At 43.5% G+C, this 15,208-nt stretch carries 14 protein-coding genes; 3 read left to right on the top strand and 11 right to left on the bottom strand.

The window, feature by feature from the left end; all coding sequences use genetic code 11:
- Nucleotides 1–207 precede the first annotated feature (207 nt).
- From BUQ89_RS06570 to BUQ89_RS06560, 3 genes are all read left to right on the top strand, one after another.
- Nucleotides 208–2,268, top strand: coding sequence for a TonB-dependent receptor (locus BUQ89_RS06570; RefSeq protein ID WP_036572819.1), 2,061 nt, complete (start codon nucleotides 208–210; stop codon nucleotides 2,266–2,268).
- A 276-nt stretch (nucleotides 2,269–2,544) separates the two neighbouring features.
- Complete coding sequence (gene nikR, locus BUQ89_RS06565) at nucleotides 2,545–3,036, top strand: nickel-responsive transcriptional regulator NikR (protein WP_342742974.1); 492 nt, start codon at nucleotides 2,545–2,547, stop codon at nucleotides 3,034–3,036.
- A gap of 28 nt (nucleotides 3,037–3,064) precedes the next feature.
- Nucleotides 3,065–3,832, top strand: coding sequence for a carbonic anhydrase (locus tag BUQ89_RS06560; RefSeq protein WP_028461142.1), 768 nt, complete (start codon nucleotides 3,065–3,067; stop codon nucleotides 3,830–3,832).
- A gap of 64 nt (nucleotides 3,833–3,896) precedes the next feature.
- On the opposite strand, the gene yut is transcribed toward BUQ89_RS06560, so the two are convergent.
- The 11 genes from yut to BUQ89_RS06505 all read right to left on the bottom strand — a co-directional run bounded on the left by yut (nucleotide 3,897) and on the right by BUQ89_RS06505 (nucleotide 14,985).
- The gene (gene yut, locus BUQ89_RS06555; protein WP_036572816.1) at nucleotides 3,897–4,889 is read right to left on the bottom strand and encodes an urea transporter; all 993 of its coding nucleotides are present in this window, start codon (nucleotides 4,887–4,889) and stop codon (nucleotides 3,897–3,899) included.
- 149 nt (nucleotides 4,890–5,038) lie between these two features.
- A complete protein-coding gene (ureG, locus tag BUQ89_RS06550) occupies nucleotides 5,039–5,668 on the bottom strand; it encodes an urease accessory protein UreG (RefSeq protein WP_028461140.1) in 630 nt (209 codons plus the stop codon).
- Between the two features lie 21 nt (nucleotides 5,669–5,689).
- Entirely contained in the window at nucleotides 5,690–6,367 is a 678-nt protein-coding gene (locus tag BUQ89_RS06545) for an urease accessory protein UreF (protein WP_028461139.1), read from the bottom strand.
- A 352-nt stretch (nucleotides 6,368–6,719) separates the two neighbouring features.
- On the bottom strand, nucleotides 6,720–8,426 hold the full coding sequence (gene ureC / locus BUQ89_RS06540) for an urease subunit alpha (protein WP_028461138.1): 1,707 nt from the start codon (nucleotides 8,424–8,426) through the stop codon (nucleotides 6,720–6,722).
- Nucleotides 8,427–8,461: 35 nt separating this feature from the next.
- A complete protein-coding gene (locus BUQ89_RS06535; protein ID WP_028461137.1) occupies nucleotides 8,462–8,770 on the bottom strand; it encodes an urease subunit beta in 309 nt (102 codons plus the stop codon).
- Between the two features lie 49 nt (nucleotides 8,771–8,819).
- On the bottom strand, nucleotides 8,820–9,122 hold the full coding sequence (locus BUQ89_RS06530) for an urease subunit gamma (protein ID WP_028461136.1): 303 nt from the start codon (nucleotides 9,120–9,122) through the stop codon (nucleotides 8,820–8,822).
- A gap of 128 nt (nucleotides 9,123–9,250) precedes the next feature.
- Nucleotides 9,251–10,195: an urease accessory protein UreD gene (locus BUQ89_RS06525; RefSeq protein ID WP_083399518.1), complete on the bottom strand. Its 945-nt coding sequence runs from the start codon at nucleotides 10,193–10,195 to the stop codon at nucleotides 9,251–9,253.
- A gap of 365 nt (nucleotides 10,196–10,560) precedes the next feature.
- Nucleotides 10,561–11,937 (bottom strand): hypothetical protein, encoded by a 1,377-nt coding sequence (locus BUQ89_RS06520; RefSeq protein WP_245812926.1) that lies wholly within the window; start codon nucleotides 11,935–11,937, stop codon nucleotides 10,561–10,563.
- A gap of 338 nt (nucleotides 11,938–12,275) precedes the next feature.
- Nucleotides 12,276–13,220 (bottom strand): metal ABC transporter permease, encoded by a 945-nt coding sequence (locus BUQ89_RS06515; protein ID WP_051537548.1) that lies wholly within the window; start codon nucleotides 13,218–13,220, stop codon nucleotides 12,276–12,278.
- The gene (locus tag BUQ89_RS06510; RefSeq protein ID WP_028461133.1) at nucleotides 13,221–14,009 is read right to left on the bottom strand and encodes a metal ABC transporter ATP-binding protein; all 789 of its coding nucleotides are present in this window, start codon (nucleotides 14,007–14,009) and stop codon (nucleotides 13,221–13,223) included.
- A gap of 7 nt (nucleotides 14,010–14,016) precedes the next feature.
- Entirely contained in the window at nucleotides 14,017–14,985 is a 969-nt protein-coding gene (locus BUQ89_RS06505; RefSeq protein ID WP_036572813.1) for a metal ABC transporter substrate-binding protein, read from the bottom strand.
- Nucleotides 14,986–15,208: the final 223 nt, after the last annotated feature.

Raw genomic sequence — 15,208 nt, 5'->3', positions numbered from 1 at the left:
CATCTCTGCTTTCTACCAAAAGTAGCTACAACTTCTAACCTAGCTTATTTCTTCATACTTTCTGTAATAGAACAATACAGCATTCATTTCCGTTGGATAAATATCCTGACCGCTTGTGATAGTCATCAATAGTTAGATGGATTCCTGCATCGCTATCAGTCTCACAAAAGTACATAATATCTCCCAAAAATCGCCATTAGTTTCCTAATGATAACCAAACAAACATTTAGCATTCGCCTGACGCTTATACTGACGAGCATCGGATCATCACTCACAGCGAATGCGGCTGACATACCAACATTGAATGAAGTAACCATACGAGCCAATACCAACAATCTGATTGGTTCCGCTAACTCAGCAAATGAGGGAACTGTTCTCAAAAAACAACTGAATCAACGCGCAGTATATCGCCCCGGTGAATTACTCGAGACAGTACCAGGATTGATCGTCACTCAGCATAGCGGTGAAGGCAAAGCAAACCAGTACTTTGCGCGTGGCTTCAATCTTGATCATGGCACCGATTTAAGAATAACGGTAGATGATATGCTGGTTAATCAACGTTCACATGGCCATGGACAGGGCTGGGCCGATACTAACTTCATTATTCCTGAATTGGTAGATAATTTGCATTATCAAAAGGGACCTTATTACGCAAATCAAGGTGATTTCTCATCAGCAGGCGCAGTCAGCATGGGCTATATCAACACACTACCGCAGGGAATCGCTAATTACACCACCGGTCAACAAGGCTATATGCGTGGCCTACTTGCAAAATCTCATGAAACAGGTACAGGCAATTTTCTTTATGCTTTAGAATTGCTTAAGAAAAATGGCCCGTGGGAGAAAAAAGAAAAATTCCGGAAATTTAATGGCGTACTACGCTATAGTCAGAATATAAGCAACACTAAATTTAATATCACAGCAATGGGCTACGGAGGAAGCTGGAATGCCACTGATCAGATTCCTCAACGGGCAATCGACAGCCGTTTTGTTTCTCGTCTGGGTACAATCGATCCCAGTGATGGTGGCAAAGCGCATCGTTTCAGCCTATCAGCCGCCCTACAGCATAACAGTCACTATGGCATTACCAAGGCTAACATATATACGCTTCATAGCAATCTTGTCCTCTTCTCTAACTTTACCTATTTTCTAGATGACCCTGTCAACGGTGACCAATTCTCGCAAACAGACAAGCGTTTTCAGTCCGCAGTAAATCTTAGCCATGCCTGGGTAAATGAATTTGCCGGACTCGCATTTGAAAATACCCTGGGCTTTCAATTCCAAAATGATGTGATTGATAACGGTTTATTCAGCACAAAACAGCGTCAAGTATTATCAATCACACGCAAAGATCATATATTAGAAAACAGTATCGGTATTTACTTTCAAAACAGTGTGCAATGGTTCGAAAAATTCAGAACCATTGCTGGTATACGCAATGATATTTATTGGTTTGATGTAAAAAGTAATATTCAGGCTAATTCTGGTCGTGAACATGACAACATCGTTAATCCAAAACTTAGCCTCATCTTTGGACCATGGATCAAAACCGAATATTACTTCAACTATGGCGGCAGTTTTCATAGCAATGATGCTCGTGGCACAGTCACCAGCATAGATCCGAAATCGAATATTCCCATAAAAAGCGTTAATCCGCTCGTGCGTTCCACAGGATTTGAAACAGGATTCCGCACCGCTATCCTGTCCGGCTTACAAGCCTCACTCACATTTTTCCGGTTGGATCTTGATTCTGAATTATTATTTGTAGGTGATGCAGGGACGACCGAAGCAAGTCGCCCCAGCAAACGCACGGGTTTTGAAATTTCTGCCTTTTACATGCCGAATAAATGGCTAATGATAGACTTGGATTACGCGCTGGCCAGAGCTCGTTTTACTGATTCAAGCCCAGCAGGAAAGCACATTCCTTCAGCCATCCAGGGCGTCGGTAAAGCCGCAATCGCAATAGACAGCCTGGGGCCTTTTTTCGGTAGCATGCAATTGCGTTATTTTGGCAAACGCCCGCTAACTGAAAATAATGACGTAAAATCAGATAGCACCATAACGCTTAATGGCCAGATTGGCTTCAAGATAGACAAGAAAGTTCAGATCATCCTGCAAGGTTTTAATCTACTAAATACGCGGGCGCATGCAATTGATTATTTTTATACATCCAGACTACCTAATGAGCCGGTTGGCGGTATAGACGATACACACTTTCATCCTGTTGAAACCCGCTCGTTCCGAGTTGGCCTGATCGCTAATTTTTAATCCTCTTACCATGATCTTGAGAAATGATTTCTCCCCTGAATAAAACACGATAATCCCTGTGAAGAAGAATCCGACCACAATCTAGTCCAGTCTCTACCAAACCACACTCATATAAAATATCATATGACTCAACAAGCTTTTTATATAAATCAAATAATGACTGCAACTATTCTATTGCTGCATGATCAAATTATTGCACGATCAATAATAATTACCGCTGAAATAAAACGTAAATTAAAATGTAAAAGCGAGCATTAAATATTTATTGCGGATTTTATGCATGATCACTTTCATGAGCAGAAAAATATGGAACGCTTTACGATTTCTCTAGACAACCATTTGTCTAAACAGTTTGATGATCTAATACGAGCACGCGGCTACACCAATCGTTCAGAAGCAATACGAGATCTGATACGCGAACAACTGGAAATCGAGCGTCAGGAAAAAAAACATGAAGGTTACTGCGTTGCCACGCTCAGTTATATATACGATCATCATCAAAGTGACTTAGCCAGTCGCATTACCTCTATTCAACATAGCCATCACGATCTTACCTTATCCAGCATGCATATACATATGGATCATGATCACTGCCTGGAAGTCACTGTCTTGCGCGGAATGATTCAAGACGTCACCAATTTTGCCAATCAGGTTATTGCTACACGCGGTGTACGACACGGTAAATTGTATATGGTACCCGTAAAAATTACTCAAGAGCAGCTCTCACCTGCATCGCTGCCACATGCTCACAGTAATCCACTCACTTAACGCTTTATTCGATAAATGGGAGCTGAAAATGTGCGATACAGATGACCCAACCAGAAAACATCAACAACCAATACGACAGAGGCGCTCATTCTTGAAACTGGCAGCAACTTCTACATTCGGTTTAGGTGCTACTGTAACGGTAGAAAAGCTGATCGCCGCTTCTGGAGCAATCAAGACGCCAGCACTGCCGGAAAACATACTAACGCCCGATGCAGCTCTAGAACGACTAATGGCAGGTAACAAACGTTATATTGCCGGACAGTCTACTCCAATGGATTTTAATCTTCAAAGTGCATCCCTGATAAAAGGACAAAACCCTTATGCCTGTATTCTAAGTTGCTCCGATTCTAGAGTCAGTCCAGAATTTTGCTTTGATGAACAATTAGGTGATCTATTTGTAGCACGTGTCGCCGGGAATTATCTCACTACAGATTTCGTAGCCACTCTTGAATATGCTGCAGCGATACTGCATACGCCACTGATTATGGTACTCGGTCATGAGAGCTGTGGCGCTATTAAGGCAGCAATCAATGCCTCAGATAATAATGAACAGTTTCCCGGCCATATCCAAACCATGTCCAGTGCACTAGCGCCTGCAGTCAGAGCGGCGGAAAGAATATCCATGTTTATGTCTGGTGATCGCTACTACAATGTGGTCAAAATGAATGTCATTCTAAATGCACGAGAATTAAAAAAGCAAACGCCGATTCTCAGTAAACTAGTAACAGAGAAAAGACTGCTTGTCGTTGGTGGCATATACAGCTTGGAAACCGGTATCGTCGAGCTAGTAGCGTAACCTATGAGATTCTATCGCTTGATGCCTGATCGCCCATTGTCGTTTTTATGTCAATTTGACGCAATTAAATTTTAGGTTCCGACCAGTATTTAGACATGCCTGCTGCAAATAAAAACATCCACATAACCAAAACAAATGGAAAAGTAAGTGTAGGTAAACCGATTGGGGCTAGAAAATTAGCCAGGCCAGCTTGGCAGACTACGGTTAAAATACCTGCCAATAACGCCAGAATAGCACTTTTCTTCGTAGGCTTAAGAAAAACCCATCCTATCGCCATCATTGTCAAAACCGGATTGAATGCATACAATCCCATCTCAATCAGATTCTGATTTGCCCCTAAAACGACAGGAACGACAACCCCCACAACAGTCCCGCAAAGAGCCATAAAAGCGCCACGCCATGAAGTGATCGCAATACCAATCAAGAACAGAATCCCGACAAGAATATTATCCGCAAACATGACTTCAGCAATGCCTTTTGTTAATGCGGTATACCACATTTTAACCGTATCATCTGTCCAGACTGTAAACCATGCTTCGATTGAAAGCCCCCCCATACCTGCTACTATTGAGGGAATCTCTGGTGTTGGCAGAACAGGACCAGGCGTAAACTTATCAAAGGAATAAACCGCAACCATGAACATCCAGCAGGTCAGCACAAACGGAGATGTAGAGGCAGGAATCCTATAGGGAGTCAGAATCCTGATCAAAGCAGCCAATACGACACTTGATAATATAGCGGCCAATATGACATACAGCCACAGTTGAGGTGAGTATTCAAGAAATAAAAATAAGCAGGGTCCAACCAACGTGCCGTTAAATCCATACAATCCTGCATCAATATCATCTTCAGAGAAGCCCAGGAGGTAAGCGGTAATAGTACTCGTTACGACACCAATCGTCGCAGCCAGGCCCGCTACAAGACCACCAATAAAGAGTGCTATCAGGAAGATCAGGCCTGTCACTGCATTACCACAAAAGAATACCTGCCCCACTCCCCTTAAAATTACACGCACAGGACGCGGCAACGCCTTATCCACTGTCAGTGACCATTCCATTTTAATCACCTCCAAAGAAGCTTTTACTTAGAGATAACAGGTTGTTATGCCTGATTATTTAAAAACATCCGAATTTACTAAAACCTCGGATAGCCATCATGCTTTTCTTAACATGCCTGGGATAGACTAAAGCCAAATATTCAGTAGCGTTACTGCGTTTTCATTTCTTCCAGCAAACCCTGCTTAACAATAAAATCAATAACTGCCTGCACTCCTTCTCCTGTACGCATGTTGGTAAAAACAAAGGGACGCTCACCACGCATTCTTTTCGCATCACGTTCCATCACGCTCAGATCCGCGCCAACATGTGGAGCCAGATCGATCTTATTAATGACAAGCAATGCCGAACGCGTAATGCCGGGTCCGCCTTTACGCGGTATTTTCTCGCCTGCAGCGACATCAATGACATAAATAGTCAGATCGGAAAGTTCCGGACTGAATGTGGACGCAAGATTATCACCCCCCGATTCGATCAAAATAAGATCAAGATTGGGAAAATCCGCACTCATGCGCGAAATGGCTTCCAGATTGATTGATGCATCCTCCCTGATTGCAGTATGCGGACAACCACCTGTTTCAACCCCCATCAAGCGCTCGGCTGGTAACGCATCAGCGCGCAACAGGATTTCCAGATCTTCTTTGGTATAAATATCATTAGTAATCACCGCCATTTCATAACGACCACGCATCTTCTTACTGAGTACCTCACATAAAGCAGTCTTGCCAGAACCGACTGGGCCGCCTATGCCAACACGCAAAGGATTCGATGTTTTTTTCATATTAGATTCCGATAAAATCATTCAAGATCGATAAACCCGACTATATTGCACTTCATGCTGCATCGACAATAAAGATAAACCAGGCGCCCAGTTAGACAGCTCATCATCCTCAAGCCGCTGCGCACCATGTGCAGCCGCTTCAATTTCCGAATGAAGTGAAAGTAACAGTCGTTGGCCTAAAACTTGTCCAAGTGGTACGGATTTCACGCAGACAAGTACCTGATTCTCAATCATCGAAAACAAGTAACCCAGCAAAGCAGCCTCATGCGGTACAGCCAGTGCTTCTGCAGCACAAGCAAATGCCGTAGGTAATGGAATTTCTGGCTGATTCGTCATCAGCCCTAATAAAGATTCGTCTGCAATCTTTAAATCCATCACGAGTTTGCCGAGAGAATATCCCATTTGAATGGTTTCTGCGCGAAACTCAATCGTATCGCGGGCAGCAATAAAACGCTCTGTCCAGCGAGTAACTACAGCCAAATCTCCCGTTGAAAATCCTTGTAATAATCGCCACAGGATGGGTGCTTCAAAGTCAGCCACTACAGCCAAAGATTCAGCAATCCAGGCACGCGCCGAGGCCTCATCTTTCACCATCTCCATTTCGATAGCTGCCTCCAATCCTTGCGAGTATGTATAGGCACCAACAGGCAATGATGGACTCGCCAGGTGCAATAAGCGAAGTAGCGCTATACTTTGCATTGCTTCCTCCTATAACTTCAAATTTATCGTGCGATCAATCTGTTGGCACACGAATATCAAAGCAAGCGCATCACACGAATGACTGCGAATACTGCTTTCACAGCAACCACTACCATTCACATCATGATAACCAGCTATAGTTTTAGCATTCAACGTAGGCATCATAATCCTCAAAAATCAGTCGGTCTCATAGCCACCGTTATTGATTCACAACTTAACTATAGTAATAGAAAACTTTAATATCGCGACCACAACACGATAAGGAATGAATTGATAAATTGACTGGATTAATCAATAGTATACTTTTCCAGCACACGTAAAAATTCAGTCCCAAATCACTAAAAAGACTTAATTAAAATAAGAAATAACGTTGCGTTAATGGCAAGGTATCCGCTGGGCCACATGTTAACAGCTCCCCATCTGCCCGCACTTCGTACGTCTCCGGATCAATCTCCATTTTCGGAGTGGCTCCGTTATGAATCATATCCTTCTTACGTAGATTCCGAGTATCCTTAACTGGGATGACCTGTTTACCCAGTTTAAGCTGATCAACCAGGCCCGCTGCAATAGAAGCTTTGGAAGCAAACGTAAAACACGATAAATTGATCGCTGAACCGTACCCACCAAACATATATCGATAGTGCACAGGCTGTGGAGTCGGAATCGATGCATTCGGATCACCCATCAAAGCGGCTGCAATCATGCCTCCTTTCAGAATCACGGTCGGTTTTGCACCAAAAAAAGCAGGATTCCACAAAACCAGGTCAGCATATTTACCCACTTCAATCGAACCGATCGCGTGTGAAACGCCATGTGTAATAGCAGGGTTGATTGTATATTTGGCAATATAGCGTTTTACGCGGAAATTGTCGTTTCTAGAAGAATCTTCCTGCAAGGAGCCACGTTGTATCTTCATTTTATGCGCAGTCTGCCAAGTGCGCATCACGACTTCACCGATACGGCCCATCGCCTGCGCATCCGATGACATCATCGAAATGGCGCCGATATCATGTAAAATATCTTCGGCGGCAATGGTTTCCTTGCGAATACGTGATTCTGCGAAAGAGATATCTTCGGGGATACTGGCATTCAGATGATGGCAAACCATCAACATATCCAGATGCTCATCCAACGTATTACGAGTATAAGGTCGAGTGGGATTGGTTGATGATGGCAAGACATTATCCTGTCCTACTACAGCCATAATATCCGGGGCATGTCCTCCGCCCGCACCCTCTGTATGAAAAGTGTGGATAGTCCGGTCTTTAAATGCAGCAATCGTATTCTCTAGATAGCCACCTTCATTAATCGTATCCGTATGAATAGCAACTTGAACATCATATTTATCTGCGACATTCAGGCAGTTGTCTATAGCAGCATATGTACTACCCCAGTCCTCATGTAGTTTCAAGCCACATGCACCAGCAAGCACCTGCTCCTCATTAGGAGTGGGCACACTCACATTCCCTTTACCAAAAAAACCCGTATTCATTACCATGCCATCTGATGCTTTAAGCATTGAATGAATATGCCACGGTCCTGGTGTACAAGTGGTTGCCGCTGTGCCTACAGCCGGACCAGTACCACCACCCAACATGGTGGTAATACCACTCATCATCGCATCTTCTTCCTGCTGCGGACAAATGAAATGAACATGGACATCAAGCGCACCCGCTGTGACAATCTGACCTTCACCGGCAATGATTTCAGTTGCGGCACCAATCACCATAGTGACATTGGGTTGAACATCAGGGTTTCCGGCTTTACCAATGGCGGCAATTTTTCCATTTTTCAAACCAATATCCGCTTTTACGATACCCCAATGATCCACAATAGTGGCATTAGTGATGACAGTATCCATGACATCAGCATGATTGCGCTGTGACTGGCCCATACCATCACGAATGACTTTACCGCCGCCAAATTTTACTTCTTCACCGTAAACAGTGAAGTCTTTTTCAATTTCTATGAATAATTCGGTATCAGCTAGACGAACACGATCCCCGGTAGTGGGTCCCATCATTTCAGCATAGGCCTGACGAGAAATTTTAAAGCTCATTTTCTACTCCTTATAAGTGCTGAATGGATATTTAATTATTTAAGTTTACCCATTACCTTTTGGTTAAACCCATATACGATCCTATCTCCTGCGAGCTCAACCAGTTCAACAGTCCGTTCCTGACCCGGTTCAAAACGTACCGCTGTTCCTGACATGATATTCAGCCGCATACCATAAGCCGCCTCACGATCAAAACTTAACGCAGAGTTCACCTCGTAAAAATGAAAATGAGATCCAATCTGTATGGGTCTATCGCCACTATTGGACACCTTAATCGTTTTGGTCTTGCGACCTACATTCAGTTCAATCTCTCCAGGTTTAACGATCATTTCTCCGGGAATCATTTCTTCTCTACTACCTCTACTTGCTGCACTCATGATAATCTCCTGATGCTTAAGGAATTGGATTGTGAACAGTTACCAGCTTAGTACCGTCCGGAAAAGTAGCTTCTACCTGAATGTCGGGAATCATCTCTGGGATACCCTCCATAACATCAGCACGAGTCAAAATTTTTGTACCCTCTGCCATCAATTCCGCAACCGTATGTCCGTCACGTGCGCCTTCCAATATTGCACAGGTAATCAATGCCACTGCTTCTGGATAGTTCAGCTGCAAGCCACGTGCCTTACGTCTTTCTGCAAGTAATCCGGCAGTAAATATCTGAAGTTTGTCTTTTTCCCTTGGGGTTAAATCCATCGTTCTCTCCTCAATAAGTAAATAAATTAATAGCTCAATTCTAGGGTCTCAACACCCGATACGCATATTCCTTGCCGATACAGTGTATTTATGCTTATTCTTAAGTGAATCCGCTATCATATTTCCACCTAAGTATTCCACATGCGCGGCACAATCGCCTGACGCCCCAGCATCGCTGGACGCAAGACTCCCCATGTGCGAAGCATTATCCGTCGCGCTATTTCGCTCGAGTTTCCCAGGTAACGAACCACTACGACCGATTTTAATTGTGTGACACCAAAATCACCGATCCCACCCGCAATGACACTCGCTTCTTCCCGCATGGAAGTAATTAATGCAGGCGGTATGGCCTCTCCTACAGCGATCAATGTTGCGCAAACTGTCTTACCAGCAAGCATGAGCGGACCACTCATAGCCCTGCTTCCACCTGATAATCGAAGCTGTTCAAACCAGATTAACTTGTCAGCACGGCGAATACTGGTACGCTGCTTAATTTCTCCCTCATCAAATGATTCACCCGATGCAGTACGGCCAAAACATAAAATTTCACAACCGATATAGGTGGATTCTTTTGCTAACGTAACGCAATGATCCAATTCCACATGTGCCTGATTAAAAAATATGCTTTCCTGAGGTAACCACTCCAGTGACCCGCCTGTCTCAACATCGTGTCTTACCTGCTGTCGTGAAATACGATTATTGCCCTTGTACCATTTCGCTGCACCAGGCGTCGTCATCTGTGTCTTTGCAGCAGCCCCCACCTGGCTCACAATTTTTAACTCATCCCCCCCGACTACACCACCCGGTGGATGCACAATAACTACCTGACACATTTCGGAACCTTCCGGATAAAAAGGCTTTTGCACATATAACTGACCGAAATGATCGCGCCCTACCAGTCTGGTGACTCCGTTGTCTTCTTTAAATTTTAGAGATAGCCTTGCTTGCATTGCCGAATCCACAGGCAAGCTGGATATCGGCTCCGTAGGTTTTTTTTGCACGAATAAATGATCTGTAGATACAGTTGAATTTCCCCAAGAGGAAAAGGCGCTGTCATTGAAAGTTGAATTCATTTTGTATGATTTTAATTGAGTAATCTAATCGTATGACGCCTCCGAGATTGAAGGATAATATCGACCAAGAAAGATAATACCGACCAACTGTCTTCAAATGTGACTTAAAGTTACACTTGATTTTATGCAAAGTAAATAGTGAATATACAGAAAGTTACAGGGGAAAATGTATGAAAATTTTCTTTTTTTTCTTACATCATAGGTGAATAGCAGAGATTCAATATACTGCAGGATAATCGAGAGTACGTTCATCGGTACATGCAACGTACACTGTTTATATTTTGCATGACAATCAGAACAGCCAGGATTCCAATTAAATTAAACAGAAAACCTGGCTCGTGATGGGCTCAAACTTAATAAATTTTTTATATTTGCAGCTGAAACGATAATTTAAAAACATTCACCTTATCGCCAATAGCGCCCGGTGCATAATTCAAACCTTTAGTGAATAAATCACCATGTTGATAGTACGCTGATATACGCGCATTAAAACCATCAATCACATAATTCACACCGCCTTCTATTTCTTCCCGATTACTGCTGTTATCAGGCTGAACGCTGGTAAACCGGCCATAAGGCTGAAATTGACCAATACCCACTTTGACAGGTATCAAATACAGCCCCGTAACGGTCCATGATTTTCCATCAAACATACAAAAGCAATCCGGATCCGCAAATGCCGCCGTATTATAATTCGCATAAAATTGCTTATATTCTCCATTGAGCGTAAAAACACCTCTGTTCTCGGGCATGACTTTTTCAAATAGAATGTCGCCCACAAGGCCCAGAAAGTCGCTACGATTAGCGAGTGAACCCGCGCCATTTTCTTGAAATGAAAAACCGAATGCAAGCGCCAGAATATCTCCGGCTTTTCCAAAGTAAGTGCCACTCGTGTAATAGCCCGGATTATGCTCGGGATTTAGAAAATTATAAGTAACCCGGCCGGCCCACAAGACATTGTCATGTTGATTGGGTCCCGCGTTCGATCTTGATTCCAATCCTCTATAAATTCCTACGGCATAGCCCAGTATGCCTGGAATAAAGCCAGGTTCAAGGTTACCCCAAAGCGTTCCGCCATCATCACGGCCATAGCGACCCGCGCCGCCATTACCGAATTTAGTACTAAAGTCCTGTGAAAAAAAGGGCGTTTTAAACCCATCATGAGTGGCATGATAAAAAGGACCATTCAATTCACCCCGTTCGGTTGGCACTAACATGCGGCCACCCCAGATATTAAAATATCGGTTATATTCAAATTTCCCTACTGCGTCGAGGATACTGTATAACATCTTGGGACTATCGCCTGAATCCGTATTGTTACAGAAAAAACATTCAGTATTCACTTCGAATTTAAAATACTTATGTATTTGACCATTAAGATAGAGACGCGCATTATCCGTACTAAAACGGTCTCTGTAATGACCTGATCGATTTTGGGCCCACAGACCTGATCCACGATACCCGGCACCAAGCGTTATCCATCGAGTATCATCGAGCTCTGCTCTGAGCTTATAGCCATCAAAGCCCACCCGGGCATCACCCATTCTGACATGATTATCCGCAAAGTCAGCGTGTGCCCCGGGCAGCCATACCGTCCATCCAATGACCAGCGCTAACGCCAACATAACACCGAGGTTCAAGCTCTGTTTCCGTTTCCTAAAATCAGATTGCCCCGATATGCGCATTAATGGCTCATCTTTATTATCGATTTCCTGACATAACCCTTGTTCGTCATTCCTCATGATTGCTAATCTCCTTTTTTCTCGCGGATGCTATATATGTAGAATAATAGTCAACCAGTTCGCACCATTGATCGACTACAACATGCTTCCTCAATTACCTCTTAATACATCAAGAGGCCTCATCAGACTTACTACAAATATAAGGAGGAGTGACTTACCAGCTTCTTTTTGTTTATTACTGCCTTCTTTCTTAACCTCGCCCTAAATTCATTTTTAATTTTATCCCAAGTAAACAACTGATATTCATAAAGTTACATCGCAGTATCCCTTTAATTCACAAGCAGATGAACAACAGGTGCAGTCCGGAAAACAAGCTGTTCAACAATCATTCATCCGATTTATTCCACTTCTCGCCTTGATTTCTGCGGACAAATGTCACCATTCTCACAACGGTAATCCGGTGTGTCATGCTTATGCGGATGTACCCGAATCAAGCCACCATGACAATGAAGATTAGCGCGTAATATCCGTTGCTCTTGGATATGTTTGATTAACGCTGACAAGCCAAACAATAAGGCACCAAATAGCACAATGGTTGCACCCGAGGCAGCATTAAAGAAATAACTCAAATACATACCTGCGATGCCTGTCATTGCACCGATGATAATAGAATAGATTTGCATGCGACCAAAACTGTCCGTCATCATGCGGGCTGTCATCGCAGGCATGATCAGAGTCGCGGCAATCATAGTCACACCCACGATATTCATAGAGGCGATGATGGATAACGTCAATAGAAGCGCAAAGATTAATTGTACTATTCTTACTTTGATTCCGAATACCTGTGCTGCTTCACTATCAAAGGTAGAAAAGAGTAGTGGCCTGTACATAATGAATATCGTAATCATGGTAAAAGCGGTAACCAGCCCGACAATGATCAGATCTTGATCGGTAATACCCAGAATATTACCGAATAAGGCCGCATCAAAGCTACGATTAAACGTGCGCATCTGACTAATAATGGCCACCCCCAAGGCAAACATGGCAGTGGTCACAATGCCGATAGCCGCATCCGATTTGATCTTACTATTCTGTGTCATTCGATCAATCAGCAATGCAGCCAGCAGACCCATCACGCCGGCACCAATATAAAAATTGAAATCGAGTATAAAACCAACTACTGCGCCACCAAATGCCGCGTGCGACAATCCATGCCCGACATAACTCATACCGCGCAGCACTACGTACACACCAATCAAGCCGCATAAAGAGCCCACCATCAATGCGGCTAGCAGACCATGCCGAAAAAATTCGTATTCCAGCGGCTCCAGAAAAATAGCCATTTATCCGGAATTGCCCGTTAAATGTAAAGGTGTATTATTGGCGATCAGGAAATAATCGCCATGCTTGATTATGACGATATCACCACCATAAGTTTTAGTGAGCACCTCATTCGTAAAAATATCGCATGGCCGACCCTCTGCTATCACACCATGATTGAAACAAATCACCCATGGCAGATGTGAGGCAACGGCATTCAGGTCGTGAGTAGTCAATAAAATGGTAATACCTTCACCATTGATGTCGCTCAGTAAATGCAAGATCTCATGCTGAGTCTTAATATCAACACCTGAGGTCGGTTCATCCAGTATCAGAAGCTGTGGATTATTAATCAACGCACGAGCAAGAAATGCGCGTTGACGCTGACCACCAGAAGTATGCACGATATGATGGTGTAAGCAGCTATAGATACCCAATCTATCAGCCAGATCATGCACACGTTTAGATTCCTCTTTACTGGGCCAGGGCCAGATACGCCTATTAGTATATAGCCCCATCATGATTACTTCTTTCACTGTGACCGGAAATTTCCAATCAACACTGCCTAATTGTGGTACGTAGCCAATAGCACCTGGGTGTATATGACCCACAGAAGATCCATTCACCTGCACATCACCGGAAAAAGTCACTTGCCTGCCCAGAATTGTTTTAAGCAATGTTGTTTTACCACAGCCTGTCGGGCCCACAATACCTGCAAATCGGCCAGCCGGGATTTCGAGCGACACGTGAGAAAATGTCACATTATGCTCATAACCAGTAGTCACATTACTCAAACTAACCGCGGCGCTCATTCATGCCTCAGGGAAAGATATTACTGGTATCAACCGTTGCCACACACTCAGGATTGCCGCCCAGCGCCTTCGTCATAACAGTCATGTTACGTACCATCATGCCAATAAAAGAATCATGCGGCGGTGCGGGCAATTCATCATCTGAAAGTTGATCAATAAATGTAGCGCCTGCTTCTCGGGCAATCTGTTCCATTACCTTGCTGGGAAAGACTTCGGAGCCAAAGATAGCAGGAATCTGTTCATTTTTAATTTGCTGGATGATACGAATCATCTCACGCGGGCCTGGCTCAGAGAAATCCGAAGGCTGAATGGCCGCAATTACCTGCATGCCATAGCGTGGAGCAAAATAAGCAAATGAATCATGATAAGTCACTAATTTCCGGTTTTTAACGGGAATACTGTTTACACAGTCAAAGATTGCATCATCAAGCTTCCGCAGCTTTGCCCGATAAGCACTCGTGTTCGCAATATAATATGCCTTGCGCGATGGATCGAGTTCAACCAGACTGTCCTGAATGATCTCAGCATAGCGCATTGCCAAAGCAATATTAGGCCAGAGATGTGGATTAGGATGACCCTGCTCACGAGGAAAACTGAAATCATAGCGCCAATCTTCTTTTTTTAATGCACGGTTACCCAACTGCAGAATGGAGGTATTTGGATTTTTCACCTTTTTCGCCAACGCTACTGTCGGTAACTCAAGATCGAGCCCATTAACAATAATCAAATCGGCAGATGCCAGTATTTTTGCGTCTGTTGGAATAGGCTCAAAAGTATGAGAATCTGTTCCATCAGGAACAATGCCTGTTACATGAGCATGATCGCCACTGATATTTTTAACTATATTTGTTATAGGGGCAACGGTCGTAACAATATTAAGTTTTTTATACGACTCTTGCGCATGAGTGGTGCTAGCCAAAACAGAAAATATCAGACAGGCTAAAATTTTGCCCAAAAATAAGCGTAATCCTTTCATTATTATCCTTTTAAAGTAGGTGTTGCAATCTCAGACTGCATTGGATCGCCACACGATAAGAACGCATACAACTCTCACATTAATCATCTGGTTAGCAGAAATACTTTTATCCCGCTTATCCCGTCCGATCTCTTCTATCACTGGATGTTTATAGAGATTAATTTGTAATGCTTTTTATCCTAATCGCAGGATAATAACTGGAATACACCGTCCATTTGAGCAG

Source organism: Nitrosomonas cryotolerans ATCC 49181, from assembly GCF_900143275.1.
In the GTDB taxonomy this organism is placed as follows: Bacteria; Pseudomonadota; Gammaproteobacteria; order Burkholderiales; family Nitrosomonadaceae; genus Nitrosomonas; species Nitrosomonas cryotolerans.
Note: the sequence above shows the minus strand (reverse complement) of the source record. Positions and strands in the feature narration are given on the sequence as shown.